We start from the raw sequence: 24,875 nt of genomic DNA, 5'->3' as shown, positions 1-24,875 counted from the left end.
CCGCCCCCCGCGCTGGCTCCCCCCCCCCCACCCCCACCCCCGCGGCCCCATCTGCGCCCGCCCGGCGGCGGCCCCGGGGGGGGGGGGGGGGGCGCGCCCCCCCCCCCCCCCCCGAAGGTTATGTGCGAAACCTTTGATGGCAGAGCGAGGCGCCCCCCTCTGCGGGCGCCGTAGAGCACTACATCAGATGGCGGCTAGCCCTTGCGCGGCCGGGCAGTCTTTGAACTGGTCACCTTGCCGGCCGCCGGCTCCTTCGGCCGAGCCGGCGCCTTTGGCCGAGCAGTCTTGGCTTTGGGTCCGCTCTCCCCACCGTCGATCTCGGCCGCGGCCTGGTCCCAGTGCTGCTGATGCGCGCCGTCGGGCCGGCCGGCCTGCTCCCAGATCGCGTGAGCCCGCCGGCGAATGCGTTCCTGCCTGTTATCAGTCACTGTTGCCTCCTCGGCTCAAATCGGTGAGCGACAACTTCTAGCTGAATTTTCGACCAGCGTCTTGGGGGCTTCGGCCCAGATCGGGTCGGCCAGGGTCTGGTCCACCCAAATCGGACAGGACCGCGACCCCGAGGAGTGCCGCCTTTTTGGTGATCAGCCCCGCCAGATCCGCGTCCGAGCGCTCGGTTCCGGTTTGCTCACGCACGGCTGCAATCAACGCCTTCATCGACAACAGGGCAGAGCCCCGTTCGGCAAGCAGCTTGTCGACGGATGCGGCCACATCGCGTGATTCGACATGCGGCAACATGGAAATGGCTCCTTCCGTCCCGCCACGAAGACGATCGACAGCCGGCTGCCTGCCGGCGAGCCGCCCGCTCTTCCCGCGTCTTCCCGGGAGAGCGGCGAGTGAAGGTCAGTCGATGACCTGCACGATCCTGCGGGTGCCGGGATCGACCAGCACGGTGCGATCGTCGACGACTACGTATCTGTATTCGACGTCGGGAACCTCATGAAGTTCAACCGTGTCGGGCAAGGTGGAACCGACGTTGAGTTCCACGCCCAGGAGGCTGATCGACGCCAGCGGGTGCCTCTCCACATATTCGCGGACGACCGTCTGCTGCTCGGGCGTGATAATCACCTGGTCTGCGGTGGCGACGCCGACACCGGCCAGCAGAGCCAGCCCGGCGGCGGCAGGAACAAGGTGGATTTTCATCGTCTTCTCCTGTCTGGTTTGCGGGCTCTGCTGTCCACAGTCGGGACGACTCAGCCCAAAAGCCAACGTTTGACGAAACCGTCTTGTTCCGTGAGCGGCGACTAATTGATCGCCGCGTTGGCTGGCAGTGGCCCGCGATCTTGGTCGCCCAAGCGCGCGGGCCGATCGGTTTTGCCCGATCAGCAGCGATACCGGAGGGGGGTGATACCGACTGCTTCGAGAAGAACATTCAGCGATAACTAATGTTCCGCCCTACGGCAAAAATCCCTGCCGGCGCCGGCACGTCAGGCGCGAGACCGGCAAATGCCCCCAATCTATGGTTTCGGCGTCTGCGCCGGGACCTCGCCGGGCTTGAGCACCGGTGTCCTGCCTTGGTCCGGCGGCGGTGCGGCCATGCCCTGATCGCCGGTCGGCGGCGGCAGCAGCACGCCGTTGCAGGGGTCAAGCGTGTCGGTCAGGTTGTTGTTGTCACCGTTGTTGACGGGCGGCGGCTGCTGCTGCTCGCCGTTCTGCGGCTGCGCCTGGCAGTGGCCGGCGGGCGCCCGGTCTTGTGTCTCGTTATCCGTCTGGGCGGCAACCGGCGCCGCCAACGCCAGTGCGCCGAGCAGCGTGATTGGCAGGAATGCGAAAGGTTTCATGTCGAACGCCTCCGCGCGAACGATCGCCTCTTTGCCAAAGCCGGTTGGCGGCGATTGGTTCCCGCCTGCAGCAAGCCGCCCGGCTCCATCGCGCCGGCGCGGCATGTTGGGGAATCGTTAATCAGCGATTGCTACTATAGCGGAATGACCAAGAACCTCGGAAACGCCGAAAGAAGCGCCCCAAAGGAGCCGGCAAGCAACTCCGCCCTGAGCCGGCTGGCGCCGGCCTTGTTTCCCCTGGCGGTCGTCGCGCTTGGCTACCTCATCGGCTGGCAGTTCTTCGGCTTCTAGAGCAATCTCCCCCCGTGAGGGGGAGATGCCCGGCAGGGCAGAGGGGGTCGGTTCGACTGGGCGCGGCCTTCTCTCTTGCGGCAGTGGAGGTTGGCGCTCGACGCGCGGCGCCCCCCTCTGGCCTACCGGCCATCTCCCCCTCAAGGGGGAGATCAGCAGCTTCGGCCTCGGCACTCATCCCGCAACGCTGGTAATTGGTGAATACACCGATGACGGCCAATCTCCCCCCTTGAGGGGGAGATGCCCGGCAGGGCAGAGGGGGTCGGTTCGACTGGGCGCGGCCTCTTCTCTTGCGGCAGTGGAGGTTGGCGTATTACGTGAGACGACCCCCTCTGGCCTGCCGGCCATCTCCCCCTCAAGGGGGGAGATCAGCAGCTTCGGCCGCTAGTCCGGGAAATCGAACACCGGTTCCTCGCATCGATGGACCCGGCATTGACCGTCAAGCGTCCCGACATAGGCGGCGACAGGCACTTCGGGCCAGTCGCATTCATTGCCGAACCGGCGGACATAGCGGTCATAGGTGTTGCGGCCGGTGGTCAGCACCACCGCGCGCCGGCTCTGGATCAGAAGCTGCGTCTGTTCGCATGTCATGGCGCGCGTATCCGGCCGGGCGTGAGCCATGCTTGTGGCGGCGATCAGGATCGCTGCGGCTGTCGAGACGATTGGGCGAGCTGGCATGCTGCATCCTCGCAAAGGTCGTGCCTAACGCGCAGCTTTGCCCGTGGTTCCGCACCTTCACCCCACTTTACCAGTGTCTCCCGCAAGAGTGCTACTGCGGCGCAACAAGACAGCCGCGATCTCACTCCTTCTTCTCGGGCCACTCCTCCTTCTCGGGCTTGAACCGCCTGACCACCACCTCGAAGACAATGTCCGAGATCCACATCGCCGAGACGCCGATGAGGAACGCCGCGGCCAGCGTCGTGGTGTCGTCGTTGGCTGGAATCGCCAGGCCGGTGGCGCGGAAATAATGCACCGCCGGCAAGGTCAGGTAGGCCGCCGCCAGCGCGCCGCAGATCGGCGACGCCACCATCTCGCGAACCTTGTAGCGGTGGCGCGACAGGGCTCGCAAAATCCCCCCGGAAAGGCCGGCGACCACCACCGGCGCCTTGATGCCGAGCGCGTCGAGAAGTTCCTGTATCATGGCTTCCACCCGCACCATCTGGCGCCCTTGCCGTTGTAGGCATTGATTTCGTCGAGTTCCGGCCGCGTCATGGCGGCGACGACGGCGGCGGACGCACGGCGCGGCTGGTTGTGGTCGCACCAAACCTGGCGCGCCGGCGAAACCGGCGTTGCGCACCCGGCGAGCAGCAGGCCGCCAAACAGCAGGCACTTGGGCAACAGGCACCCAAACAGCAGGCTCTTGGGCAGCAGCATCAGCGCTTTGACCATCGCATCGCCTCCCGCCGTGCGGCTTCGTCCGGCAGGTCGCGCGCCACGCGTTCGGCATCGGTCGCCTCGCGGTCCATTTCGAGGCGCTCCTCGACGGCAACGAGTTTTTCCGCCGCTCGCCTGGCCGCATCCTTGTTGGCCCGACCACCGGCGACAAACAGGCCGACGCCGCCGACGAGCGCGGCAAAAATCGCCAAGATCGTCGTGTTGCCGGCGAGCGCGCCCAGCATCGAAAGCACCCACATCTCAATTGCCCTCCACGGCAGGCTGGTTTCTGACGAGGCCGGCGACGCCGTCGCGCACGACATTGATCAGGATCTTGAGCAGGGCCAGCACCCCGGTGATTTTTAGCGCCAGGGCGGCGTCGATGCCGAACAGCGTCCAGTCGAAGCCGACCAGGCCGGTGAGCAGCAGGATCAGCACATTGATCAGATTGTGCGCGGCGTTGGTATTGAACCAGTTCATGGCTTTACCTTTCGAAACAGGGAGAGGATTGCGGCGACCAACGGAGCCAGCACTGCGGCCCATAATCCGGACAACGATCCGGAAAACGGTCCGGAAAACGGTCCGCGCCGCACTCCGGCTTTGCCCGGATCTGCCTTGGCGGGCGTCAAACCCTTCGGTTGCGGCGACTGCGGGATCGGAACTGGCGCCGGAGGGGGCGGCGTGTCCCTGATCCCGGACCATTTGCGGAACGCCTCGGCAAGCCGGATATCGTAGGCGTTCTTCGCATAGGATGCGCCGTTGTAGCCCCTGGCGAAGCCGGCCCAGTCATGCTTGCGCAATTTGCCGTCGAGCCGGTTGGCGGCGATGAAATTGACCGCCGCCGCCAGCTGCAGCGCCTCGTCCGCCATCATGGCTTCGACCATCGCCTGCACGGTGAGGAAGCCGGCCGCCCTGAAATTCTCGCCGAGAACCTGGCCGAGCCCCCATGACGCCGATCTGAGCGCCGCCGTCTCGTCGATGGCGCAGGCGGCTTTCAGGCGCGGATAGCTGTCGCGGGGATAAGGCTTTTCGCCCCATTTGGCATAGGCAAGGCCGGCCGCTACCGCCTTTGCCCGAGCCGCGCCCGCCAGATTGCGATAAAACACATGCGGCTCGAACAGGATGACCGGCCGGCCCTGGGCGTCGAAGCCATGCCCGCTGGTTTCGACATCGAGAAAGGCGTGGATCTCGTCCTCGCCGACGCCGATGCTGGCGCCGAGTCTTGGCAGATCGAGATCGTCGAGGCGCCTGGCGGCGCCCTTGAACGTCGTGTCCATGGTCTTGGTCCTTTCCCAGGTTGATGTTTGCAGGCGCCAGCTTGATGTTTGCAGGCGCCCGGTTGATGTTTGCGGGCGATTGTGTGAAATGGCCCCAAACTGTGGGGATTTGCCGATGTCGCAAGACGAGGGAACGGCGCGCTGGACGGTGAAGGCCGAGCTCTGCGCGGTCGGCCGCGACAAGCCGCTGCTTGTCGCGCTGGCGGTGATCCTGTGCCTCTATTGCGGGCTGATTGCCGGGCCGATCGTCTATGCGTTCCTGGCCTTCCAGGGCATGGCGAATTTCTTCAACTGACGGCATTGACCAGTTGAGAACGGCTCGATCCGTATTGCCATCGAACCGCTTAGCCGGAATAAACTGCTCCCATGAACCGTTCATACCCCATGGGAACAGGTGCGGAGGGCGCGTGACAATCAGGATCAGGCTTCCGGGCGGGACACTGAAGATCAAGAAAAAGGACGAGCTGCGCCGCCGCGAGCAGAAGCGCCAGGTCCCGGTCTGGCGGCTTGGAGACTATTTCATCGTCTGGTGGCCGAGCAGCATTTCGGATCGTCCGTCCGGACGCCCGCCAAAGGGAGTGGGGGAATAGTGAAGAAGGTGCTCTCACTCTACTCACTACTCACTACTACCATTCACCATTCACCATTCACCATTCACCCGCTCAAAACAGCCGCAGAAATAATCAACGATCAGCCCTTGACTCTTCCGCTACGGAAGCTCTCTAAGTCGCTGCATTGCACAACGGGGGTTGGGAGCGATGGCAGTGCGTATCAGGTTGCCGGGCGGCACCTTGAAGATGAAGGTGTATCGGGAGTTGCGCGAGCGTGAGCGCGCCCGCCGCATCCCGGTTCTGAAGCTGGGCTCGCTGTATTTCAGCTGCCGGCCGCGTCCGTTGAACGACCAGCCCGACGACGATCCAAACCGGTCTCAGGCAGCGCCTTGACGGCAAAAAAAGCCGTCCTCGGGCGGCTGCGCTTGAACCCTTCCGGTCAAGCCAACAAACGCGCGCATCGGCGGTTGACTCTTCGGCTGGGGAAGTTCTCTAATTGCTGCATCGCACATCATCATTGAATTGCACAGCGGAGTTGAACCGATGGCCGTGCGCATCAAACTGCCGGGCGGCACCTTGAAGGTAAAAGTCTATCGCGAATTGCGGGGGCGCGAACGCGAGCGCCGCGTGCCGGTCATGAAGGTGGGTTCGCTGTATTTTGTCTGGTGGTCGAACAGCCAGCCTCACAACAAGCCGCAAGACAGCCGTCATTAGCCGTTGCCATTCGCCCGCGCCTTGGCACAAGCGAATGGTTGGCGCTCTATGACGGGACGACGCTCATTGATGAGCGAAGGCATCATTTCATTTCACCAGGTCGCGGTCCGGCCGCACCAAAGCGTCGGCCGGAACGTCCGACCGTACGATTGAGCCGGCTGAAATTATCGCCCGGTCGCCGATCGTGACACCCTTCATTATCATGGCACTGTTGCCGATCCAGACATCATCTCCGATTGTGATCGGTGCTGAGCGGATGCCCGGGTCGACGCGCGGGTGGCCTTCGCGAAAGATGGCCTGCATCTGCGCAAAACGCTTCTGCGGGTCCATGGGATGCGAGTTGGTATCATGGATCGCCACCCCCCACGAGACGTGGACATGTTTGCCGATCTTGATCCCCACCGGATCCGATGACCAAATCGTCGAGCCTGGACCAAGGTAGAACCAGTCATCGATATTGATCCGACCCTCATGGGCAAAGACCTGCAGATGTCCGTCCAGATGGCTGTCCGCGCCGATTGAGACCCGGGACCTGTCGCCATGAATGTTGAAGATCTCCGCCCCGGCACCGAACTTCGTGCGCGGCCCGATGACGGCATTCTCCCTTGCGGCGCCTGTGGCGATCCAAGACGAAAAGCGGCGGCGAACAGCGAGAATGGTGGAGAAGATACGCATCTGCGAACATCTGCCACACGCCACCATTTCAGTCTAGGCATCGAAGAGACCCCGACGCCCCATTTGACGCAGGCATTCGGCGTCATAGGTGGCATGGCGCCGGCTGCACTCGGATGCAGCTCGTCCGACATGTACAGTGTCGACGTGAGGTAGCCCATGCCGCTCGATCTTGGTGCCGACAACGACCCACTCCTCGCCTTCCCGGAGTTTGGCTACCGTCTCACCCTTGTGCTGAATTGCCTGTGCCATTTGCCTATCCCCTCTCCGCGACATATTCGATGAAGCGCAAGGCGTTGCTGTCATGGCCGACGTCGTTGAAGTGAAGCCCCTCTTGATAGGCTCCAGCGTCGATATAATCGAAACCATCGATCGGGATCGTCAGCACGTTTCGTGACCGGTATGTCTGGCGGATAGCGCCAAGAGCCGCGTCGTAAGTCCGCCCGCCAGTGTAGCTACCATTCCAGGCCGAAGACGGGCGGGTCGGCGGCAGCGCAAGGATGCGAGGTGCGGCAGCTGCCTCCAGCGTATCAAGCACCGCAGCGATGTTCGTGGAAATCGTAGCCGGCGCGGTACCAAAACTGTCGTTGATGCCAAGCGCGAGAATCGGCACGATCTTGCCGCCAGCATAGCTCGCTTGAACGATTGCCGAGGTAAGACGCGCCGTATTAAATGACGCGAAAGTATAGCTCCCATGCGCGGCGCGCAGTGAGCGCAGTCGAGGGCGCGATCCCGGCGCCTTAACTCCAAGACGGATAAGCCCGGTTATTTCGACAGGGCCGCCTACCGCCGTCAGTGTGTAATTGCCGCTGGCAGCCTGCCCCGTCATCGACGGGCCGGAATATTGATCGAGCACCAGAGCCCCGGCAGCATTGACGGTCTTGTACGCCGCGCCACCGCCGAAAGCGAAGGCAAGCGAACCTTGACCGGCGTCCCGGGTGTAGTGGACATCGACCTGTTCATAAGCTCCAGTGAACGCCAGGGACGCGCCATCCGCAAGGATGATGCTTTCGCCAAGTGGCCCGCGCGTTCCCGTCGAGACGGTTCCGCTGGTCGCAACGCCATAGAAGGCCGGCGTGTAGGTGGAGCTTGGCCGCAGCGCCGTCATGCCCGGCTCGTCATCGGCAATGCCGAGATTGGCAAATTGGGTAACTCGATTAAACCAATGCGCCGGGCCATTGCTGGCCAACGCCCAATGACCGATGCTATCGGCGATCAGGCAGAGCACATCGTTGTTAGCGATATGCTCCGCCATTTTGGCCCGGAAGCCATCATAGAGATTGAACAGCGACGGGCGGGCCGGAACGAAGAACCTCCGGCCGCCGACGAACGGCTTTCCTGGTCCCCAAAAACCGTCACCCGACTTAGGCATAGCCGTCAACGCGAAGCTGCCCGGCGGCACATACGGGTTTGGATGGGCAGCAGCGGCCCAGGCAAAGATTGCGGTCGCGTCAACGACGCCATTCGGGTCAGCGTCCGCCAGCAGGTTCATGCCGGTGTTCTGTGTGCCGCCTGTCAGAGCCCGCGCAGCGTCGGCGAAGAGGCCAGTTTTGATCGTGAACGCAACCTCATAGCGGTGCAGGGTCGATGATGCCACAATAGCGCCGTTCGACAGTACGCCAGACCTGATCCATGCGGGGATGCCTTGCGGGTTGACGCTGTTTTGAAACTTGTAGCCGCCGCCGCTGATTGCCGGATACTGCCCCGCTGCAATCGGTATGCTGAGGGGGATTTCGCTCACACCATTGGCCAACGTGATCTGATGCGTGCTGATCACGTTCACGGTTAGATCGCCATTGTACTGGATGACGTGAATGTTGGCCGTGCCGGCCCCGCTGGCACCGACATCGATTTCGGTGATGTAGCCATCGGCCGGCGCTGGCGTTTGCATGACGACGCTGTAGTTCGCCGGGGTATTCGTGCCGGTGTTGACCAGGTTCGGCCAGCCGACCAGCTGCTCAGTGCCGACGATGTCGACCAGATCGTTTGCGGTGTCGTAGGCTGCACGCGCCTTTGTGCCGACTTCGCCCGTGAAAGTGGCTTTCCATTGCGGACCATTGACAAAGTCAACGGTCTTGGCTGTGTGTGACGCAGGAACCGTCGCCGTGAGCCACTTGCTTTCGCCGTTCGGAATGGCCCCCGCCGTGTAATACCACGTGCCGGCCCCTGTCCGCTGCAGGCCCATGACACTGCCGGCTGGCTTCAGGATCGAGAGACCCGAATTGACAGAAGATGGGCCGGCAACGACTGGGATGGTTTGTTGAGAGACGAGAGTTAAAGTGCCATCGCCCTCGACCTGGGCAATTACGATATGGATTGTTCCTGCTCCGGCACCGAAGCCGAGTTCTAGGCTCGAAAGAAATTCATCGACAGCCGACAGAGAGCCCGGCCAATAAAAGACGCTGGTATTGGTAACAGCCGTGCCGCCGACGGAGCCCGTGATCAGGACCGGCCCAACCGTCCGCGACCCGATCAAGCCGACAACTTCCGCTGCCGACGTGCGAACACCGGTCTCGACGGCAACCGGCCCGACCGCGACGGTGTACATACCAAGGATGCCATCGCTGATTTCGGTCCAGAAGTATTCACCAACTTCAACATTCCGACCCAAAACCGCCGCCGCACTTGCGCCGGCCAGTCCCGCAGACGCCGCGAAGCTGAAACTCGGCGCGACCGTATAGGAGCCGGGTGCCGTGATCAGGATCATCGTCACAGCACCGCCAGCGACAACGAAGCGGCCTGCGGCGCCAGAACCGGCGCCGCCGGTAAACGCCAGATCGAACGTACCGTTCGTGCCGCCGGCGCCGCCGACCAGGGCACTGAAGCCGGCCACGCCAAAGCCGATCGCGGCTACGATCGTCGGGAAGATGCCCTTGCCATACAGCGACGCGTCGCGTGCCGCCTGGGCGCCGGCCAGGTTGGCCGCCGTGGAAGCGACATCGGCGGCGGTCTGTGCGGCATTGGCAGCAGAGGTGGACGCGCTGGCGGCGGCCTGGCCGGCGCTGGCCGCGCTGGCATCCTTCAGCACCTGCGTTTCATCGCGCAGCGTCACCACCGCACCGACCACCTGCGAAATATCGGGCGGCACGAACGGGGCAATGGTGATGGCGTCGCTGCCCACCACCGGCTCGTCGGCGCTGAATTCAAACACCCGGCCGGCATTGATTGTCCCAACCTGGGTGTGGACCGTCGTTCCTTTCTGCAAGGTGCGGGCGGTGCGGGCGTCGGCGGCGCGGAACCATTCGCCTTCGCTCACCGTGTAGATGCCGTTCTGCGTCGGGTCGGCCTGGTCCTTGACCAGCACGCGGTCGCCGACCTCAGCCGGCACGCCGTCGATGGTCTGCAGGCGATGGAGCACGATGCTTGCCGTAGTCGCCACACGCACGGGTTCGCGTTCGCCGGTCAGAAGTCGAACGGCGGCAGTTGCGGGTCGGGCCATCAGGCTTGCTCCATGAAAAAAAGCCCCGCGAAGCGAGGCTTGAAAGTGATTTCAGCGGGCGCGGGACGCGCGGTCCATGGCACATCGACGGTTGGCCGCCGCGCCTTCGTCATCCCAGTGCGGAGCAAGGAGCGAAGCGACGCAGACCCTGGAATCCATTCCGTAACATCGGAGCACTGCTGCGGTGCAGAACCTTTGATCGCCGAGGGACAGCGCCCCCACTGTCCTGCCGGACGTCTGCACCACACGGGGGGAGATCGGCAGCTTCGCGGACAGGGTCCTTTTTGCAAGGTTGGTGGTTAGCGAAAGCGGAGATGACGGCCAATCTCCCCCCTCGTGGGGGAGATGTCCGGCAGGACAGAGGGGGGCGCGAAGGATCGCTACGGAACGCTTTTATCCTGAACCGCCGCAGCTCGGTTGATGTCGCGACATGGTTCCCAAGGTCTGCGCCGTGTCGCTTCGTTCCTTGCTTCGCCCTGGGATGACGACCTACGGCAATCCGCCGACGCGCTTGCCAACGCGCCTGCTTGTTCCGGCGATTGTCAGTCCCAACGCCATGCCGGCGCAGTCGGCAACCCAGTCGAATCCATCCAGGTCGCGCCCGATGAGTTGCGCGCCCTGAAGCACCTCGATCGCCGCGCCGGTAAAGGCGAGGAGAACAATCAGCCTTGTCCTGTGTTCCGGCCAGCCGAGGCTTCCCAGGGCCGCCAGCACGGCGAAGGCGATGGCGTGCTGCAGCTTGTCGTCGTAAAGCGTGACGGCCGTGCCGAGGTCCGGCAAGAACCGCGCCGGCAGAAGCGTGAGCAGGAGAACGCCGGCCAACGTGATCGGAAAAACGATCCTTGCCAGCATCGAAAAAGAAGCTAGGCGCAACAAGGTAGGGTCAGTCCTTCATCTGAGAAGCCGGGATGGGCGAGGTGGATTTGCCAATGATCGCATCAGCGCTTGGGAATTTCAAATCCAGAACCACAAGTCTGTGTTTTAAGAAAGGCCGCCGTCGCTCTTGTCGCCCTGGACCCATGCCTGCGTGGTTTCCGTAAAAAAGCCCACTAACATGAAGAAGCCATTAAAGATGCCGGTGGGTCAACGCAACAGGCCAGGTAACGAGAAGAAGCTGGTGGGTCGCTGGCGCGGACATCAGTTTTGCGCCACCGCGACGCCGGCCAGTCGGGCGAGCGCGGCCCTGTCGCCGGGCGTCAGATCAGCCAGGCGGTCGTCGCCCGAAGCCGGCCAGTTCGGGTTTTTCGCCGACAGATCAGTGCCTTCAGCGCCTGTGGTTTCACCGCCACCGGCCTGCGCGGCTGGCGCAGCACCCAGCATTTCGGCGGCGCGGCGCGGGTCCTTGGCGAGCATCGCCTGGGCGAGCGCCTTTGCCGTGTTGCTGCGCCAGCCGGTTTCGGCCAGCTGCCGGGCCACCGGGCTGCCCATCTTGGCGATGAAGTCTAATCCGCTCTGCCTGATCGCCTCGAACGTCGCGGTGTCGTCCGGGTCGCTCTGCGCGATGGCATTGAGTTCCGCAGCCTGCGCCTTGGACCATTCGGCCTGCTCATAGTCCTGGCGGCGCGCATATTGCTGCGCGGCCATGCGCGCCGAGCCGGCCAGCCTCAACGCCTCTTTTTGCCTGATGAACCTGGCGCGTTCACTTTCCGGCATTTTTGGCACGGTGCTGTCGAAGATCTTGTCGAACAGGCCGGGCTTGACGACACCGTTGCGTGCCTGGCCATACATGGCATCGTGCAGGCCGCGGCCGTCGGCCGGCGCATTCTGGATCGCTTCTTTCTCGGCCTGGGCAATCTGCCCGTTCAGCTCGCGGCCGATGACCTCGGCGTCGAACGCATCCTGCTGCTGCTTCTGCTGCCGGAAACGCTCGGCGACGGCCGAGAGTTCGTCGCCAAAGCCCTGCATCGCGGCGCCGACCGGCGAGCTGTCGGGATAGGAAACCACGCTGCCGCTGTCGAGCCGGCGCTGGGCGAGATAGAGGGGGATGGTCGCCATCAGTAAAGCCCTCCGCCGGGCGCCGGCGGAAAGGCGCCGTTGCCGAACGTCACCGCTTTCTTCGGGTCGTACAGCCCGGAAAGGCCGGACACGAGATTGCCGCCGGCCCTGAAGATCGAGGCAGCCGCCGCCTGCCTGCCGGAAAAGCGCGAGATGGCGGCCTGCGTGGCAAAATTGTTCTGGCGCAGCTGCGAGCCGTACTGGATCGCCTTGATGTCGAGCTGGCCCTGCCTTGCATTGGCGGCGAGCACCTCGGTCGGCGAGCCTGACAGGGCGACGCCCGAGGCACCGGCCCGGGCGCGCGCCTGCGACAGCAACAGATCCTGCTTGTGGCGTTCCTGGGCCTGCTCGAAGGCGGCGGCTTGCGCATCGGTCCGCGCCTGCTGCTCGTAGGCTCTGGCCTGGTAGTCGGCCATCTGCCGCGACTGCTGGCCTTCGACCAGCGCGCCGCCGACCGAGAGAGCCGTGCCGATAAGGGCAAGTGTGCACATGGTCAGCCGCGGCCTCGGCCACGCAGCGAATATCGACCCGCGATGCCTCCGACCGGCGCGCCAAGCGGCGGTCTGGGGTCGAGCGCGCCGCCGGGGCTGAGCAGCGACAAAAGCAGTCTGTCGGCCTGGATCGCTGCCGCGCTGAGACGAGCCGGAGCTGTCGCTCGCGGCCCGGTCACGGCGGCGCGCCGGACGGCGGTCGGGTTGATTTTCAGGTTGGCGACGCCGGCGGCGTCGAGCTGGCTGTTGACGGTGGCAACGGCACCGCGCAAGGCATCGGCGTCGAACAGTTGCTGGCGCAGCTGCTCAACCAGCCAGTGGGCCATGCGCCAGCGCTCATCGAGGGAAGCGGCGTTTGCCCTGATCTCGTCGGCAAGTGCTGCGATGTCGACGCAGTCTTCGCTTTGCGCGGCGGCACGACGCTCGTTCGCCGCCTCACGGGTTTTTTCCAGCAGCGCAACGACGGCGTTGGCCTCTGAGAGCGCAATGCGCGCCGCCGCCAGGTCGCCACGGCCGAACATCGCACGACCCTTGGCCTTTTCCAGTTCCTGTTTGCGGGCGGCAGCAGTTTTGAGGTCGCTGTCGAGCAAGGCGATGACGGCAGCAAAATCGGCAGCCGTCCGCGCCCTGCCGAGAGCTTCGGCATGCGGGGATGGGGTCATCGAAGCGGGGTCCTTTTAAGGGAGTGATGGAAGGGCTGAGCGCGCAATCTCCGCCCTTGAGGGGGAGATCGGCAGTTTGAACTACGCCTCACTGTCGAACACCGGCGTGAACGCGCGGATGGTGCACGGTGTCGGGTTGGTATGGCGGATTCTCACCCGCCCCTGCCCTTCCCAACTATCGTCGATCGGCACTTCCACATTCCCGGTGAACAGGTTGGCCGAACTGTCAGGGGTCACGACAGAGGGAATACGAACCGGCTCCCACCGCCCACGCTGCATGGAAGTAATCTCCAGCCCGGTCGTATCCGTCTCGAACAGCGACAGAATGACCTTGGCGATGTTCTTGCGCCGCCCAACGATCGAGCCATCCCTGCCGCCGACATCGAGCTCCAGCGTGTCGGCGCCCGCCTCATACGGCAGGCCCACCTGCCATTTGGCGGCAGTCGCACCACCAGGCAAGGAAACCGCCCCAGTAGCCACGACAAGGCCCTTGTAGACCACGCCATCCGCCAGGGCATCGACCGTCTCGCCGTTGAGATGATCGAGCCCTGTGACCGTTCCTGTAGCCACACCGCTGTAGGTCAGACCGCTATCGACCTCAAATGCGTCGGCAATCTCGCCATATTCGAACGGCGCCGACTTGATTTCGATAGTACGCCTGGTGGTGCCGCCGATGGTGCGCTTGACGATCAGCCACAGATCGTCATTGCCGTCCTGCCCCGGCGTCACCACGGCGCTCTCGACCATTCCCCATGCTGAATCTGAGAACGCGGAACCGGAGGAATACCCGGCGATGCGATGCCGGTGCATGCCGCGGACTTCCTGCGAAGGCTGGTGCGTGTATCCCCCCAACTCGCCATTATCGAGCGGGAACCACAGCAGCGGGTCGGGATCGGTCTGGAATGCCAGTTCGACGACACCCTGCTTCGGGATATGCTCGGAAACCTGCCCGACATCCTCCGAGGTGAATTTGCCGGTCGCGCTCTGGGTCAGTTCTGCAATCGATTTGCGCGACCTGGTGACGAACAGGAACGATTGCCCGGCGTCGACAGGGCGCAGCGGCGCGCAGCCAAAGGTGCGGGAGCGGCGGTTCTTGAACGATGACGGCGTCAGCGCTTCGTCGATGCCCGAGCCCGACAGCGACCGGATGCCGCCAAGGGTGCCAATGATCAGCGCCCCGTCGGATTCCGCAATCCAGGTGATATCGTTGGCCTGGCCGCCGCCGGCCTGGACGAATTCAAGCGCGTCGTCGTCCTTTTCGCCGGTGGCGAAATTCTCGAAATCGCCGGTTGCCGAGGCATAGACGGAAAATTTTCGGCTGAAGGCCAGGCGCTCCTCGTACAGCGAACCGCTCTGGACATATTTGCCGGGAACGAAGGTGCCGAGGCGCCAGCGGGCGATCGGGCTGAGATTGGGCAGCGCATGCCCATACAGCCTGACCTTGACCACGGTCGCGCTGCTGCGGCTGGTGATGCGCGCCCAGCGCCAGACGGCATCCGAGCCGAGCAAGCGAATGGTCCGGCCGACATCGCTGGTCTGGAAGCCGGTGCCGTCATTGATGCCGACGATCGAGGACGCCGTGAGATCGAATGGCGTCTGTGTATCGCCATCCTCGTGCCAGCCCATCTCGGCTATGTCCATGTTGTCGTCGCCTTCGGATCCGTTGAGCACTATCCGATAGGACTGATAGGCGGTTTCGTTCTGGAACTCATAAAACCGCACCTCGCCGCGCGACCAGCCGGTTTCCGCCGTCCGACTGTCAAGCGAGATCCAGTTGGTGCCATCGAAGCCCTGGAAATCCCATGACACCGGTGCTCTGGAGCCGCCGTTCGCCCTAGTCTGTATCCAGTAAGCGTCGCACACCTTTGTCGCGGTGCCTGCAAAATCATAGGACACGTCGCCGGTGGTCGTACCGAACGTTATGACTGTCTTGTTGTCACGGTCGAACGCGAGATATGCGGTGCCGGCGCTGGATGCAGCGGTGCCGGTTGGCAGCGTATTGCTGGTCATCGCCGGATGAACGGCGCCTGTCTCGGCCGGCGTCAGCGTGGTCGCGCTTGTGTTGATGTCGTCATAGGGGCCGTCGAGAAAGACGAACTCGGCCAGCGTCCATGCGGTGTGCGCCGTGCGGGTGAGAACCTGCGGCAGGTGGTTTTTGTGGGTGATCCACATCTGGTCGGCGGACTGAACGAATTGCAGGTCGAACAGGTCAGCCTCCAGGTATGGCGTCACCACTTCAACCACCCCGACGCGGGCGCCATAGGCATGGACGCGGATGTAGAGATCGCCGAATTCGAGCGCATAGGCCTGGTCCGCCGAGAAGATGAACGGGATCAGCCGCGTCGCTTTGGAAGAATCCCTCACCTCGGCGCAGAAATAGGTGCCGCCGCGCTTCCGGATGCCACCATGGGGAAGCGTCAAAAAGTTTTCGCAGCGGGAGAGCGCGGCCCTGTATAGGTCGAGCGAGGCGCGAGCGTGCAATCGCGGTGAGATTTCGCCGCGGACGAAGGTGTCCTGGATGGGATAGAGCATCGTCATCAGGCGCGCCGGAACCGGTTGTCGCCGCGCTGGACCGCCCAGGACGACGTTGAAAACCTGCCGCCTCGCTGGATGGCGTTGGCGTGGAACGCCGCGTCCAGCGCCGCGCTATAGGCACCGCGGGCGATATCGATCATGCCCGCCTTGTGGGTCAGCGGATGCGCGATCTTGACGGCAAGCGCTGCAACCAGCACTTCGGTGAACGTCGCGTCCCAGTCGTTCGGATCGGTGAGGTTGGCGATATAGCGGATGATCAGCGGGCTCGATTGGTCGGAATAGATCAAGCCGGCTTCCTGGCGCCACGCGATCGGCACGCCATCCGGCTCGCCATTGTGGGTCAGCGGCAAAGGCCGCAGGCAGTCCACGGGCAATTCATAGGCAAAGTTCAGCGTGCCCGCGCCACTGCCGGTATCGGACCCGGCGACGGCGGCCGCCAGGATTGCGAACACCCAGGCATGTTTCATCAGCTCCGCCTCGCGGGTCAGGTCGAAATGCAGGTTGAGCAGGCGGGCCGGTTTGACATCCTGATCAAGGCTGTCGACCGGCGCCTCGTCGAAGACGGCAAGCGCCATGTTGGCAATGTCGAGCGGGGTGACGGCCATGGTTTAGGCCTCCGTCTGTTTGGATCGGGAAAAGCAGGCATGGTGGGGTGGATTTTGGGGAAGGTCGCGTTCCGTCGCGCCCCCCTCTGCCCTGCCGGGCATCTCCCCCAGGAGGGACCCACGAGGGGGAGATTCGCGTTGGCTTTCGCCAATCGCCGACGTTGAAGTAAAGGGCGCGTTGTCGGTGAAGCTGCCGATCTCCCCCCAAGTGGGGGAGATGCCAGATTTTGGCAAAGAGGGCAGGGCAGAGGGGGCGCCAAGGAATGCAACCGCTGGAAAACTGCCAGCGTGCGCCACGTGATATTATTTCACAACATCGCCGCGCAACGCGGCGATGACATCCTGCGGCGTCAGCCGAAGTGTGCGCTCGTCGGCCGCCCGCGCGACTTGGCAAAGGCGCTTGCTGGCAACCTTTCGGCGCCTCTCGCCATTGCTAAACCGCGCTCAAGCGCATCCTCGAGGCTCGTCGTGTAGTAGGCGGTGTTTTCCAGGCCGCTGAAGAAGTTGATGCGGTGAAGTTCGCCCTTTTTGCTTATGACAATGCCGGCTTTTCGAAGCACATCCTGAACTGCCTTGTAGGTCATAGTCATGGTTACCCTCCATTGCAAAGACAAGGCAGCATCGCCCGCTTGTGTAACCGTTTGGTGGCGGCGATTGATCAATGTGCAACAACAACAATTCTGGGGCAGCACGGCGCGTGATATTGGGATTCGCCGCATCGGCCGACCCGGTGTCCAGAAGGGGCGGGACTCTGACGCCCTGCCCCTTCCGGTCCGCTCAGGCCTCGGTCGTCTTCAGCGCGATGAACGTCATGTGCTTGACGCTCGACGCCGTGCGGTCCCAGTTCGCCGCCAGTGCCAGTTCGGCATCGGTGGCGAATTCGCCGGCCGTCGACGCGTCGAGGAAGCGGGTGCCGGGCACATGCGGGACGAAATGCCGGCGGGCGACCATTTCGGTGACGCCGCCGCCATGGCCCTGGCGCGGCTTGCGGTCGAACTCCAGCGGCCCGCCTTCGGTATTGACCGGCAGCTCGTTCCACAGGATTGCCTTGTCCTTGAACATGAACGCCGTGTAGACGCCCGCGGCGACCGGGATGTCGTCGTCGATGACCGCCCGCAGCCCCATGTAATAGGGGATCAGCGGCCCGCCCTGCTCGGACGGCGGCACATAGTCGATGAGATTGGCGAGCTTCAGCGCCTTCATCTGCTTGGAGTGCATCCAGATCGTCTTGAACTTGTCGGCGCGGTCGCCCATCAGATAGGCGGCCTCGATGATATCGGTGTCGACGATGGAGGCGCCGGTGATGCGGACGAGGTCGCCGGCATCATTGGCGAGGTTGTCGGCCACCACCCCTTTCAGGATGCCGAGCAGCGTCAGCTTGTTGGCGCGCTGCCAGTAGTCGGTCTGGCGGCGCACGATCAGCTTCTGCGGGTCGTCGCCGGCCAGGATCGAGGTCAGGTCCGGAATGCCCCACGCCTGGGCGCGGACATTGCGGGCGGCGACCTCGCGGCGCGCGCCGATCTTCTTCATCTCGATCGAGTCGGCCGGATCGTCGTTGACCGGCTCGGACGGATCGTTGCCGAGATCCTTCCAGCCGGGCATATCGACGGAACGCCCGCCCATGGAGAGCTTCGAGGCGATGGCCGGGTCGGAAAACAGGATCCCGGCCTGGTAGATCTCGAGCGACTGGACGTGCTCCTCGAACGAGTATTGTGCATAGACGGACGGAACGATCGCGTCCGCGATACGGGTATAGGCGTCTGCCATCTTTTTTCCTTCAGGTTGCGCGGTGTCTTGGTTCAAAGAGGATTGGTAGGTATCCACAGATCGGGGTTTTCGCCGGCCTCGCGTGCCAGCCGCCGGGCGCGGACGGGGTCGCTTCTGACAAGCGCCGAGATATCGGTCAGGTTGCGTTCGCCGGCGGCGTTGCGCTTGAACGGATTGCCTCCGCTCAAGGCCGCGCCGCCGTCGATCGTGTCTTCCCTGAACATCGCCTCGCCGACCGCGTGGAACGCCTTGGCGATCTGCGGATCGGTCAAGGCGCCGTCAGGCAGGAGGATGCCCTTCGCCTTGTAGGCATCAACCAGGCCGAGCTTCTTCATCGCCCGGTTGGCGACCTCCAATCTCCTACGAAAGCCGTCGCTGTCGGTCGGTCCCCAGTCCCGGACCAGGTCGTCGTGAGTGGCTTCGACCGAACGGGCAGCGGCGATCTGCTGCGCCTTGGCCTGTTCGGCCATGTAGCCGACGAAGCGGTCGTGATAGGCCTGCGCCACCTTCGGCGTGGCGCCGGCCTCGACCGCCCACGCCTTGGACGCGTTGGCGAGCTCGTCCGAATAGGCGAAGTTTTCGGGGAGCCCGTCGGGGCGCCTGTACTCGACCTTGTCGGGCGATGTCAGCGGGCGCATCGCCTCAGGCAGCCGGGCATGGAACCTGTCCCAGTCTTCCGCAGCTGCGTCCGCTGCCGGAATGCGCAGGCTTTCGCCCTGCTGCCGTTCCAGCTCGGCATAGGATGTGAGAACCCGGTCGAGGCTGTCAGGCTTGGTCCAGCCCTTGGTTTCAGCGAGCTTGCGGTTGCCTTCGGAAAGACCGTCAAACCAGCTCTTGCCGGCCGGCGGGGCGGACCCGTTGTCCCCGGCGGTCGGTGGCCCTGCAAGGTTGCCCGCCGGTGGCGACGCCACCACGGACCCGGCGTCTGCCAGATCTGTCATGAGAAAGATTCCTTCTTGTTGTTTGCAAATGGAAACGAGCACTGGCCAGTTCAGCCGGGCGTGTTATTGGATTGTTGAGGGATCGGCTGGACCCGGCGGAATCATTGCGGCCGCAGCCTGATTCTTTTCGACAGAACCTGGCCCTATCGTCTTGTTCGAATACGATCTTTCAGAACCGGAGGCACGCACCGTCAAGACGAAAGAAACCATGTCGCATTTCGTGACAAGCGGTTGCCGCGGTTCCGCCGCAATGCAACCGCACTTGGCAAACACTTGGCAAAACCAGCCAGTGTATTAGTTCATAGGCTTCAACGGAGTATCAGACGATGACCATGTACAAAGCCATTGCCGCCCTGCTTGTGACTGCCGCGCTGGCGGGATGTGCGCAGACCGAAGGCCAGCAAAGAGCCACCACGGGGGCCCTGGTCGGCGGCGCTGGCGGCGCTCTCGTCGGTCAGGCCCTGGGCCGCGACACCAAGAGCACGGTCATCGGCGCAGCCAGCGGCGCCCTGCTGGGGGCGGTCGTCGGCAGCGCAACGACGCCACAGCGGCGCGGCGAACAGCTTTGCCGCTATCAGGACCGCTACGGCCGCATCTACACCGCCCGCTGCGACGACCGCTACTACCGCGGCGATTATTGATAGCCCCTTCTCCCCGTCACTATACGGGGAGAAGGTCCCGGCAGGGGGATGAGGGGCAGCGCAGAATTCTGAGATGCTGGCGCCGCCCCTCACCTGCCTGCCGGCATCCTCTCCCCGTAGAACGGGGAGAGGGGCGCAGTTTCAGCGTCGGCGCGGTCCACCCGATGGTTTTGATCCTTACCCTCAGCGCGTTTAGACGCTATCGTCTGCTATCGAAAGGGGGCGACGATGCGATTTTTGATGACTTCGCTGCTGGTTGTTTGTTCGGTTTCCGCGCACGCCAGACAGGCTGTCAGTGTTGAGCGGATCGGCGATTGCCTGGTCTTGCCGGTGGCCGCTGTAGACAATCACGTCAAAGCCACTTTCGAGGTGACGTTGGACAAGGTCGGCAAGGTCAAGTCGGTTACCGTTGTATCTTATGATCCACATTCGGAGGCGGCGGCGGAAGCCGCCCAGCAACTTTCGAAATCGGTCCAGAAGTGTTGGCCGCCAGGCGTCAAAACCAGCCCGATGCGGATCACCGTAGATTTGAGCAAGACTTAGCCATAAGGCAGTTTCATCACCCTACCGCCCCTCCAGCCGCGCCGCCTTCTCCAGCGCCGCCAGTTGCGCTTCGTCGAGTGTCAAAAACCCCATGATGTGCTGCACCACTTCGGCGCGCGCGTTGCTCAGCGCGCTGTGCAGCTCGAAGCCGTTCGGCGTCCTGGTCTTGGCCAGCCACTCGCCATAGGACGGGCGGCGGTAATAGCCGGTCGCCGCCGTCAGGTCGGCCAGCACCATCTCGCCGTCCTGGCCTGAGAACACCCTGAGATAGGCCCTGGTCAGCGCATCCTGCGCCCTGGCCGGGCCGCCGGCCTGGCGCGAATGGGCGAAGCGTTTGCCGCTCATGCGCCGCCCTCGCCGTCCTGCGGCATCAGCCCGCTGAGACTGTCGAGCAGACCGCTGTCGCGCGCCTGGACCGCCGCCGGCACGGCATCCCTGGCAACCTTGCCGGCGGCGGCGATCGCCGCCATGCCGGCCTGCGCTTGTTGCGCCCTGGCTCGGGCATCGCGAATATCAGCCACCTCGTCCTGGCGGCGAAAGATGCGCTGCGGGCTGCGGCCGGCGCTCTGCACGATTTTTAGCGCCTCGTCGCCGTCGATATTGTCCATGACACCGGGGTCGAACTGCGCCATCTGCATGGCCGTGGTCACCACCTGGATGGTGTCGCGCGCCTCGGCCGAGCGGCGCAGCACGTCGAGCGGCCCGGTGAAGGTCGGCCGCACCGCCTTGCCGGCGAGGCTCGCCGGCGGCAGGAAGCGGCTGTCTTCCTCATACAATCCCTTGTCCTCGAGGATACCGAGCTCGCGGTCGAGATTGGCGGCAAAGCCGGCCTGGATGATCGAGCCGGAGGGCCCGAGCAGCGCGCCCTTCTCCTCCTGCCGGATCAAGGCTTCGGTGGCCGTCATCTGCGGGTTCTGCACCAGCGTCTGGAACAGGTTGACGAACATCATGTCGCGGATCTCCTCGGCCCGGCTTTCCGCGTAGTCGAATGCATGGGTCGGGTTCTGGCCCACAGCGATCGGCGCAATCAGCGGCCGGCCATTGTCGTCGATTAGGCCGGGATAATTCTCGCCGGGATTGAGCACCGGCACATAGTCGAGCCGCGCCTTCGACGCGGTCGCCGGATCGGTGATCTGCTGCAGCGCCCTGAGGCCCGAGCGGCGCACGGCATTTTCCTCGCGCACCGTGGTCAGCGCCTCGATGGTCGGCGAGATGCCATAGGGGTCGCCCTCATGGCGGCGCCAGTTGAAGCAGGACACCGGGAAGGAGCGGAAACCGCTCTCCCTGACGATGACCTCCTCGTCCTCGACGACGTGGTAGGAGGCGAAGGCCGTGTCGAGATACTGGTAGGTGCCGGAGAGCCGGTACATCTTGCGCTCGTCGCGCGGCTGGATGCACTGGATCAGCGAGATCCTGGTCTCGCATTTGGCCGGGTCGTCGACCAGCAACTTGATCCGCGCCGGCAGCTTGTCATAGCCGAGCAGCTGCGCCGCCTGCCGTGCGGTGCGCTCGTAGCGGCGGTGAAAAATGTCCACCTGGCCCCAGCGGTTGCGGCAGAGATAGCCCTCGACCACCGGGATCGAGGCATAGCGGATCAGCGTGTGGGGCGCAAAGCCCTCCTCGGCGTAGAGATAGGCCGGGCCATAGCGCACGACGTTGCGCAGGCAGGCCTGCGTCGCCGGCACGAAATTCGAATTGGCCGAATAGCGCAGCGCAAACAGGAAATCGCGAAGCACCTCCGCCCATTCCTTCTCCTCGTCGCTCTCCTCGTCGTTCACGGCGGCGGTCGACAGCCCGTGCCATTTCTCCGACTGCGGGATGATCAGGCTTTCCAGCCCGGCGGCCAGCCGGTTGGCGGCCGAGTTGATGGTGTTGGCGTAGACACGGGCGCCGCGCCGCTGCTGCCGCTCGGCCTGCGGTTCCGCGCCCCGGCGCCCACTCCAGACATCGGGCGCGTCGGGGTCGCAGAATTCCGACACCGCCTCCCAGACAGCCTCATACTGGCTGCGCTCGCTCTCCAGTTCCGCCTGTCGCGACAGGATATCGTGGGCACGGGAATCGCTCGCCATGGCATATCCTTGTTCTGATGTATCAGCTTGTTAGAAGCCCAGATATTGCCAAGGCCAGGTCGAATTTTGTTCGCTTTTGCGATGTTCAAGGGGGCGCGGCGGCGACTCAAGGAGATCGATTTGATAATGACGGAAAGCCTACCCGGCGCCCTGAAGAGGCGAAGCAAGCAGGTTGCAAAGCGGCTGATCGGCTACGATTCCCGCAACTGGCTGCGCATCAGGCAGATCGAGGCGTTCACCGCGTTTCTTGAGGCCGACGGCCGCAAATCCTCTGACGTGATCGAGATCTCGCCCGGCTGGAACCGCCACTGGAAGACGATTTGCTCCAACTATACATCGGTCGATTTTCCCGAATTCGACATCTGCAAGGACCGCACCGACCGGCAATATTCCGTCGTCATCGCCGACCAGGTGCTGGAGCATGTGCAGCGCCCGTTTGCCGCGGCACAGAATATCCACGCCATGACCCGGCCGGGCGGCTGGGCGATGGTGGCGACGCCGTTCCTGTTCAGGGTGCATGCCAGGCCGCACGACTACAACCGCTGGACCGCCGCCGGCCTCAAGCAGGTCCTGGTCGAGGGCGGCTTCCCCCAGGCAAACATTGAAGTGTTCAGCTGGGGCAACAAAGCCTGCGCAAAAGCCCATATCGGCGGCCCGGTGCGCGCCTACGGCCTATGGCGCGACCTCAGCAACGACGAGGAATATCCGCTGATGGTCTGGGCCTTCGCGCGCAAGCCGGAGCGTAATCTCCCCCCTTGAGGGGGAGATGTCGCCGAAGGCGACAGAGGGGGTCGGCGCGACCGGACGCGGCCTCCTGCAGCAGATCAAAGTGGCGCTTTACGCGAGACGACCCCCTCTGGCCTGCCGGCCATCTCCCCCTCAAGGGGGGAGATTACGCACCCACGTCACACCCCCAGCAGCACGCGGCGCTGGCCGCTGAGTTCGCTCGGCGACAGGTCGGTCTTGACCGTGCCGGCGGTGCCCTGGCGCTGCTCGAGCTCAGCCCGGAGCGCTGCTTCGCGCGCCTGCACATCCTTGTCGGCAATGGTCGGTGTCGGTGGCAGCGGCTTCAGCGCCGGCGGCTTTTGAAAAAGGCACATGGTTCCAGCTTTCTCCAAAGTTGGACGTCCCGAAGTCGGACGACCTCGTCCAGTCGTAGAGCAAAAAATCCTCGCCGTTCTTGCCGTAGCCCGGCAGGCGGCAGCGTTGCGTGGCGCCAAGCCGGGCCAGCCAGCGCAGCGCCAATTCATTGCTGGCCAGCGCCCGCGCCTCGACGCGGAAGGCGCCGTGCGCGGCAACCTGCGGACCGAGCACGGCGTGAAAGAACGCCGTGATGCCAGGCACGCAGCGCCTCATGCGGCGCGTGCCCCAGCTCCAGGCGATCCACAACCCGCCGCGCTGCTCGGCGGCGCCAAAGCCGGCCTCCGGATTGCCGTTCAGCTCGGCGACATAGGCAAACCCCTGCAGCGCCGTCAGCGCCAGCAGCGCCGGCGACCATTCGTCGAACTGGCAGTCGATCTCCGTCCGGTCCTCGGTCCGCAGATTGGCGGCGATGTAGGAGAGGTCGCGCAGCGTAGCGCTGACGATGCGAACGGTCATCGGCGGGGTCCCCTCACCGGAACGCCCCCAGCGGATCGCTCTGCCCTGCCTTTCGCCGTGCCGTCTTGAACTCGGACGGGTCGACCACCGCTTCCCTCAGCATCATCACGCCGTAGCGTGTCGCCGCCATCAGATCGTCGCGCAGCTTCACCACTTGGCCGTCTTTGCGGTGGTAGAGCCGAAACTCCTCGAACCAGGGCAGAAGCGTCGAGAACACCTTGAAGCGGCCACTCTGCATGCGGTCGAGCATCTCCATCAGCCCGGCCTCGACCGACACCGAACCGTCGGCGAATTGCGCATGGCTGGAAAGCATGTTCAGCCCATGCGCGCCATATTGCCGGGCAAGTGCCACGCCCGCACCTTCCAGCGTCTCGCGGCGCCCGTCGCGCGGCCACGCCCAGGGCAGCCATTCGCCCCACGGTTTTAGGGTCAGCGCCTGCATGGCCGGCGTTTGCTGCGAGGCGCGGCAGGCTTTTGCGACATAGACGACGTCGGCCTCCGTATCCCAGGCGAGCTCGACAGCAGCGGAAGGGTGATCCCAGCCGAAATCCAGCGCCCCGAGCCGCGGCCAGTAGCGCGGCAGCCGGAACGGCTCGCAGGCAATCAGCTCCTCCGGCACCGGAAAGATGCGGCCGGAACCCAGCACCGGAATGCCCCTGGCCCGCGCCTCGCGCTCATGCGCCGGATAGGCCGATACGATCGCGGCGCGCTGCTGCGGCGTGTAATGCTCGGCATCGTCGATGGTCATGAAGGTGACGTGGCGGGTCATTTCTTCGCCCTTGCACTTGAATCATGTTGGCAGGCGCCGGCCGTATGGTGTTGTTTGGGCAAGGTTTTTCTGGCCAAGGCGCTGCGCTCTTCCTTCTCCCCTTGTGGGAGAAGGTGGCCTCGCGAAGCGAGGTCGGATGAGGGGTGTTCCAGCTTGGCAAAA

General features: G+C 64.1%; 33 protein-coding genes. 8 read left to right on the top strand and 25 right to left on the bottom strand.

Annotated elements, in window-relative coordinates; translation table 11 throughout:
* Positions 1-194 precede the first annotated feature (194 nt).
* The 4 genes from AC0L17_RS15570 to AC0L17_RS15555 all read right to left on the bottom strand — a co-directional run bounded on the left by AC0L17_RS15570 (position 195) and on the right by AC0L17_RS15555 (position 1,778).
* Positions 195-428, bottom strand: coding sequence for a DUF2934 domain-containing protein (locus tag AC0L17_RS15570; protein ID WP_287065567.1), 234 nt, complete (start codon positions 426-428; stop codon positions 195-197).
* Positions 429-465: 37 nt separating this feature from the next.
* The gene (locus AC0L17_RS15565) at positions 466-735 is read right to left on the bottom strand and encodes a hypothetical protein (protein WP_473516470.1); all 270 of its coding nucleotides are present in this window, start codon (positions 733-735) and stop codon (positions 466-468) included.
* Positions 736-840: 105 nt separating this feature from the next.
* Complete coding sequence (locus tag AC0L17_RS15560; RefSeq protein ID WP_128175038.1) at positions 841-1,140, bottom strand: DUF1236 domain-containing protein; 300 nt, start codon at positions 1,138-1,140, stop codon at positions 841-843.
* Positions 1,141-1,454: 314 nt separating this feature from the next.
* Positions 1,455-1,778, bottom strand: coding sequence for a hypothetical protein (locus tag AC0L17_RS15555; protein ID WP_473516469.1), 324 nt, complete (start codon positions 1,776-1,778; stop codon positions 1,455-1,457).
* A 144-nt stretch (positions 1,779-1,922) separates the two neighbouring features.
* On the opposite strand from AC0L17_RS15555, the gene AC0L17_RS15550 reads away from it, so the two are divergent.
* A complete protein-coding gene (locus AC0L17_RS15550; RefSeq protein WP_091599075.1) occupies positions 1,923-2,069 on the top strand; it encodes a hypothetical protein in 147 nt (48 codons plus the stop codon).
* Positions 2,070-2,453: 384 nt separating this feature from the next.
* Here the strand turns inward: AC0L17_RS15550 and AC0L17_RS15545 are convergent, their stop codons facing one another.
* The 6 genes from AC0L17_RS15545 to AC0L17_RS15520 form a co-directional block, all read right to left on the bottom strand.
* On the bottom strand, positions 2,454-2,747 hold the full coding sequence (locus AC0L17_RS15545) for a hypothetical protein (protein WP_473516468.1): 294 nt from the start codon (positions 2,745-2,747) through the stop codon (positions 2,454-2,456).
* Between the two features lie 121 nt (positions 2,748-2,868).
* Positions 2,869-3,228 carry a hypothetical protein gene (locus AC0L17_RS15540; RefSeq protein WP_473516467.1) on the bottom strand — a complete coding sequence of 120 codons (360 nt, stop codon included), beginning with the start codon at positions 3,226-3,228 and terminating at the stop codon, positions 2,869-2,871.
* On the bottom strand, positions 3,207-3,458 hold the full coding sequence (locus AC0L17_RS15535) for a hypothetical protein (protein WP_287073200.1): 252 nt from the start codon (positions 3,456-3,458) through the stop codon (positions 3,207-3,209). Before AC0L17_RS15535 ends, AC0L17_RS15540 begins: the two co-directional genes overlap by 22 nt.
* Positions 3,443-3,703 carry a hypothetical protein gene (locus AC0L17_RS15530; RefSeq protein WP_473516466.1) on the bottom strand — a complete coding sequence of 87 codons (261 nt, stop codon included), beginning with the start codon at positions 3,701-3,703 and terminating at the stop codon, positions 3,443-3,445. The genes AC0L17_RS15535 and AC0L17_RS15530 overlap by 16 nt, the downstream gene beginning before the upstream one ends.
* A 1-nt stretch (position 3,704) precedes the next feature.
* Complete coding sequence (locus tag AC0L17_RS15525) at positions 3,705-3,923, bottom strand: hypothetical protein (RefSeq protein WP_023798600.1); 219 nt, start codon at positions 3,921-3,923, stop codon at positions 3,705-3,707.
* Positions 3,920-4,720, bottom strand: coding sequence for an N-acetylmuramidase family protein (locus AC0L17_RS15520; protein ID WP_473516465.1), 801 nt, complete (start codon positions 4,718-4,720; stop codon positions 3,920-3,922). The genes AC0L17_RS15525 and AC0L17_RS15520 overlap by 4 nt, the downstream gene beginning before the upstream one ends.
* Positions 4,721-4,835: 115 nt before the next feature.
* Here AC0L17_RS15520 and AC0L17_RS15515 point away from each other — a divergent pair, with 115 nt between their 5' ends.
* The 4 genes from AC0L17_RS15515 to AC0L17_RS15500 all read left to right on the top strand — a co-directional run bounded on the left by AC0L17_RS15515 (position 4,836) and on the right by AC0L17_RS15500 (position 5,985).
* Positions 4,836-5,015: a hypothetical protein gene (locus tag AC0L17_RS15515; protein WP_091599061.1), complete on the top strand. Its 180-nt coding sequence runs from the start codon at positions 4,836-4,838 to the stop codon at positions 5,013-5,015.
* 112 nt (positions 5,016-5,127) lie between these two features.
* Positions 5,128-5,310, top strand: coding sequence for a hypothetical protein (locus tag AC0L17_RS15510; protein WP_023798597.1), 183 nt, complete (start codon positions 5,128-5,130; stop codon positions 5,308-5,310).
* A gap of 168 nt (positions 5,311-5,478) precedes the next feature.
* Complete coding sequence (locus AC0L17_RS15505; RefSeq protein ID WP_473516464.1) at positions 5,479-5,664, top strand: hypothetical protein; 186 nt, start codon at positions 5,479-5,481, stop codon at positions 5,662-5,664.
* 150 nt (positions 5,665-5,814) lie between these two features.
* Positions 5,815-5,985, top strand: coding sequence for a hypothetical protein (locus tag AC0L17_RS15500; protein ID WP_023798595.1), 171 nt, complete (start codon positions 5,815-5,817; stop codon positions 5,983-5,985).
* Positions 5,986-6,072: 87 nt separating this feature from the next.
* Here the strand turns inward: AC0L17_RS15500 and AC0L17_RS15495 are convergent, their stop codons facing one another.
* From AC0L17_RS15495 to AC0L17_RS15445, 11 genes are all read right to left on the bottom strand, one after another.
* Positions 6,073-6,660, bottom strand: a complete 588-nt coding sequence (locus AC0L17_RS15495) for an acyltransferase (protein WP_287175839.1) — start codon at positions 6,658-6,660, stop codon at positions 6,073-6,075.
* Positions 6,661-6,913: 253 nt separating this feature from the next.
* Positions 6,914-9,961: an SGNH/GDSL hydrolase family protein gene (locus tag AC0L17_RS15490; RefSeq protein ID WP_473516463.1), complete on the bottom strand. Its 3,048-nt coding sequence runs from the start codon at positions 9,959-9,961 to the stop codon at positions 6,914-6,916.
* Positions 9,962-10,585: 624 nt separating this feature from the next.
* On the bottom strand, positions 10,586-10,948 hold the full coding sequence (locus AC0L17_RS15485; RefSeq protein WP_287073215.1) for a VanZ family protein: 363 nt from the start codon (positions 10,946-10,948) through the stop codon (positions 10,586-10,588).
* A 285-nt stretch (positions 10,949-11,233) separates the two neighbouring features.
* Positions 11,234-12,091, bottom strand: a complete 858-nt coding sequence (locus AC0L17_RS15480; protein WP_473516462.1) for a hypothetical protein — start codon at positions 12,089-12,091, stop codon at positions 11,234-11,236.
* Entirely contained in the window at positions 12,091-12,582 is a 492-nt protein-coding gene (locus tag AC0L17_RS15475) for a hypothetical protein (protein WP_473516461.1), read from the bottom strand. Before AC0L17_RS15475 ends, AC0L17_RS15480 begins: the two co-directional genes overlap by 1 nt.
* A 2-nt stretch (positions 12,583-12,584) precedes the next feature.
* A complete protein-coding gene (locus AC0L17_RS15470; RefSeq protein ID WP_473516460.1) occupies positions 12,585-13,244 on the bottom strand; it encodes a hypothetical protein in 660 nt (219 codons plus the stop codon).
* Positions 13,245-13,325: 81 nt separating this feature from the next.
* Positions 13,326-15,782: a phage tail protein gene (locus AC0L17_RS15465; RefSeq protein WP_473516459.1), complete on the bottom strand. Its 2,457-nt coding sequence runs from the start codon at positions 15,780-15,782 to the stop codon at positions 13,326-13,328.
* Complete coding sequence (locus AC0L17_RS15460; RefSeq protein WP_473516458.1) at positions 15,782-16,384, bottom strand: phage connector family protein; 603 nt, start codon at positions 16,382-16,384, stop codon at positions 15,782-15,784. The genes AC0L17_RS15465 and AC0L17_RS15460 overlap by 1 nt, the downstream gene beginning before the upstream one ends.
* Before the next feature lie 350 nt (positions 16,385-16,734).
* Complete coding sequence (locus AC0L17_RS15455; protein WP_287318528.1) at positions 16,735-16,968, bottom strand: hypothetical protein; 234 nt, start codon at positions 16,966-16,968, stop codon at positions 16,735-16,737.
* A gap of 193 nt (positions 16,969-17,161) precedes the next feature.
* A complete protein-coding gene (locus AC0L17_RS15450) occupies positions 17,162-18,151 on the bottom strand; it encodes a Coat protein (protein ID WP_473516457.1) in 990 nt (329 codons plus the stop codon).
* A 32-nt stretch (positions 18,152-18,183) separates the two neighbouring features.
* Positions 18,184-19,092, bottom strand: a complete 909-nt coding sequence (locus AC0L17_RS15445) for a hypothetical protein (protein ID WP_473516456.1) — start codon at positions 19,090-19,092, stop codon at positions 18,184-18,186.
* 326 nt (positions 19,093-19,418) lie between these two features.
* On the opposite strand from AC0L17_RS15445, the gene AC0L17_RS15440 reads away from it, so the two are divergent.
* Entirely contained in the window at positions 19,419-19,733 is a 315-nt protein-coding gene (locus AC0L17_RS15440; protein ID WP_027154393.1) for a YMGG-like glycine zipper-containing protein, read from the top strand.
* A 240-nt stretch (positions 19,734-19,973) separates the two neighbouring features.
* Complete coding sequence (locus AC0L17_RS15435; RefSeq protein WP_473516455.1) at positions 19,974-20,276, top strand: hypothetical protein; 303 nt, start codon at positions 19,974-19,976, stop codon at positions 20,274-20,276.
* Positions 20,277-20,297: 21 nt separating this feature from the next.
* Here AC0L17_RS15435 and AC0L17_RS15430 read toward each other — a convergent pair whose 3' ends face one another.
* Both AC0L17_RS15430 and AC0L17_RS15425 read right to left on the bottom strand, forming a co-directional pair.
* The gene (locus tag AC0L17_RS15430) at positions 20,298-20,621 is read right to left on the bottom strand and encodes a Bbp19 family protein (RefSeq protein ID WP_091599017.1); all 324 of its coding nucleotides are present in this window, start codon (positions 20,619-20,621) and stop codon (positions 20,298-20,300) included.
* Positions 20,618-22,345, bottom strand: coding sequence for a portal protein (locus AC0L17_RS15425; protein ID WP_473516454.1), 1,728 nt, complete (start codon positions 22,343-22,345; stop codon positions 20,618-20,620). Before AC0L17_RS15425 ends, AC0L17_RS15430 begins: the two co-directional genes overlap by 4 nt.
* A gap of 126 nt (positions 22,346-22,471) precedes the next feature.
* On the opposite strand from AC0L17_RS15425, the gene AC0L17_RS15420 reads away from it, so the two are divergent.
* Positions 22,472-23,104, top strand: a complete 633-nt coding sequence (locus AC0L17_RS15420) for a methyltransferase domain-containing protein (protein ID WP_473516453.1) — start codon at positions 22,472-22,474, stop codon at positions 23,102-23,104.
* 240 nt (positions 23,105-23,344) lie between these two features.
* On the opposite strand, the gene AC0L17_RS15415 is transcribed toward AC0L17_RS15420, so the two are convergent.
* Together AC0L17_RS15415 and AC0L17_RS15410 are read right to left on the bottom strand one after the other, a co-directional pair.
* Positions 23,345-23,944, bottom strand: a complete 600-nt coding sequence (locus AC0L17_RS15415; protein ID WP_473516452.1) for a hypothetical protein — start codon at positions 23,942-23,944, stop codon at positions 23,345-23,347.
* Between the two features lie 13 nt (positions 23,945-23,957).
* Complete coding sequence (locus AC0L17_RS15410) at positions 23,958-24,713, bottom strand: phage terminase large subunit family protein (protein ID WP_473516451.1); 756 nt, start codon at positions 24,711-24,713, stop codon at positions 23,958-23,960.
* Between the last annotated feature and the right edge of the window lie 162 nt (positions 24,714-24,875).

This window comes from Mesorhizobium sp. WSM4829 (assembly GCF_055811475.1).
This window is presented reverse-complemented; position numbering and strand designations above follow the sequence as displayed.

Excerpts from the sequence above, each read along its gene's own strand:
- AC0L17_RS15420 (WP_473516453.1), top strand. The coding sequence starts at position 22,472 with ATGACGGAAAGCCTACCCGGCGCCCTGAAGAGGCGAAGCAAGCAGGTT.
- AC0L17_RS15425 (WP_473516454.1), bottom strand. The coding sequence starts at position 22,345 with ATGGCGAGCGATTCCCGTGCCCACGATATCCTGTCGCGACAGGCGGAA.
- AC0L17_RS15440 (WP_027154393.1), top strand. The coding sequence starts at position 19,419 with ATGACCATGTACAAAGCCATTGCCGCCCTGCTTGTGACTGCCGCGCTG.
- AC0L17_RS15505 (WP_473516464.1), top strand. The coding sequence starts at position 5,479 with ATGGCAGTGCGTATCAGGTTGCCGGGCGGCACCTTGAAGATGAAGGTG.
- AC0L17_RS15520 (WP_473516465.1), bottom strand. The coding sequence starts at position 4,720 with ATGGACACGACGTTCAAGGGCGCCGCCAGGCGCCTCGACGATCTCGAT.
- AC0L17_RS15515 (WP_091599061.1), top strand. The coding sequence starts at position 4,836 with ATGTCGCAAGACGAGGGAACGGCGCGCTGGACGGTGAAGGCCGAGCTC.
- AC0L17_RS15525 (WP_023798600.1), bottom strand. The coding sequence starts at position 3,923 with ATGAACTGGTTCAATACCAACGCCGCGCACAATCTGATCAATGTGCTG.
- AC0L17_RS15485 (WP_287073215.1), bottom strand. The coding sequence starts at position 10,948 with ATGCTGGCAAGGATCGTTTTTCCGATCACGTTGGCCGGCGTTCTCCTG.
- AC0L17_RS15410 (WP_473516451.1), bottom strand. The coding sequence starts at position 24,713 with ATGACCCGCCACGTCACCTTCATGACCATCGACGATGCCGAGCATTAC.
- AC0L17_RS15480 (WP_473516462.1), bottom strand. The coding sequence starts at position 12,091 with ATGGCGACCATCCCCCTCTATCTCGCCCAGCGCCGGCTCGACAGCGGC.
- AC0L17_RS15450 (WP_473516457.1), bottom strand. The coding sequence starts at position 18,151 with ATGGCAGACGCCTATACCCGTATCGCGGACGCGATCGTTCCGTCCGTC.
- AC0L17_RS15500 (WP_023798595.1), top strand. The coding sequence starts at position 5,815 with ATGGCCGTGCGCATCAAACTGCCGGGCGGCACCTTGAAGGTAAAAGTC.
- AC0L17_RS15430 (WP_091599017.1), bottom strand. The coding sequence starts at position 20,621 with ATGAGCGGCAAACGCTTCGCCCATTCGCGCCAGGCCGGCGGCCCGGCC.
- AC0L17_RS15550 (WP_091599075.1), top strand. The coding sequence starts at position 1,923 with ATGACCAAGAACCTCGGAAACGCCGAAAGAAGCGCCCCAAAGGAGCCG.
- AC0L17_RS15540 (WP_473516467.1), bottom strand. The coding sequence starts at position 3,228 with ATGGTGCGGGTGGAAGCCATGATACAGGAACTTCTCGACGCGCTCGGC.
- AC0L17_RS15475 (WP_473516461.1), bottom strand. The coding sequence starts at position 12,582 with ATGTGCACACTTGCCCTTATCGGCACGGCTCTCTCGGTCGGCGGCGCG.
- AC0L17_RS15530 (WP_473516466.1), bottom strand. The coding sequence starts at position 3,703 with ATGTGGGTGCTTTCGATGCTGGGCGCGCTCGCCGGCAACACGACGATC.
- AC0L17_RS15445 (WP_473516456.1), bottom strand. The coding sequence starts at position 19,092 with ATGACAGATCTGGCAGACGCCGGGTCCGTGGTGGCGTCGCCACCGGCG.
- AC0L17_RS15470 (WP_473516460.1), bottom strand. The coding sequence starts at position 13,244 with ATGACCCCATCCCCGCATGCCGAAGCTCTCGGCAGGGCGCGGACGGCT.
- AC0L17_RS15455 (WP_287318528.1), bottom strand. The coding sequence starts at position 16,968 with ATGACCTACAAGGCAGTTCAGGATGTGCTTCGAAAAGCCGGCATTGTC.
- AC0L17_RS15465 (WP_473516459.1), bottom strand. The coding sequence starts at position 15,782 with ATGACGATGCTCTATCCCATCCAGGACACCTTCGTCCGCGGCGAAATC.
- AC0L17_RS15415 (WP_473516452.1), bottom strand. The coding sequence starts at position 23,944 with ATGACCGTTCGCATCGTCAGCGCTACGCTGCGCGACCTCTCCTACATC.
- AC0L17_RS15545 (WP_473516468.1), bottom strand. The coding sequence starts at position 2,747 with ATGCCAGCTCGCCCAATCGTCTCGACAGCCGCAGCGATCCTGATCGCC.
- AC0L17_RS15535 (WP_287073200.1), bottom strand. The coding sequence starts at position 3,458 with ATGGTCAAAGCGCTGATGCTGCTGCCCAAGAGCCTGCTGTTTGGGTGC.
- AC0L17_RS15565 (WP_473516470.1), bottom strand. The coding sequence starts at position 735 with ATGTTGCCGCATGTCGAATCACGCGATGTGGCCGCATCCGTCGACAAG.
- AC0L17_RS15560 (WP_128175038.1), bottom strand. The coding sequence starts at position 1,140 with ATGAAAATCCACCTTGTTCCTGCCGCCGCCGGGCTGGCTCTGCTGGCC.
- AC0L17_RS15495 (WP_287175839.1), bottom strand. The coding sequence starts at position 6,660 with ATGCGTATCTTCTCCACCATTCTCGCTGTTCGCCGCCGCTTTTCGTCT.
- AC0L17_RS15555 (WP_473516469.1), bottom strand. The coding sequence starts at position 1,778 with ATGAAACCTTTCGCATTCCTGCCAATCACGCTGCTCGGCGCACTGGCG.
- AC0L17_RS15435 (WP_473516455.1), top strand. The coding sequence starts at position 19,974 with ATGACTTCGCTGCTGGTTGTTTGTTCGGTTTCCGCGCACGCCAGACAG.
- AC0L17_RS15460 (WP_473516458.1), bottom strand. The coding sequence starts at position 16,384 with ATGGCCGTCACCCCGCTCGACATTGCCAACATGGCGCTTGCCGTCTTC.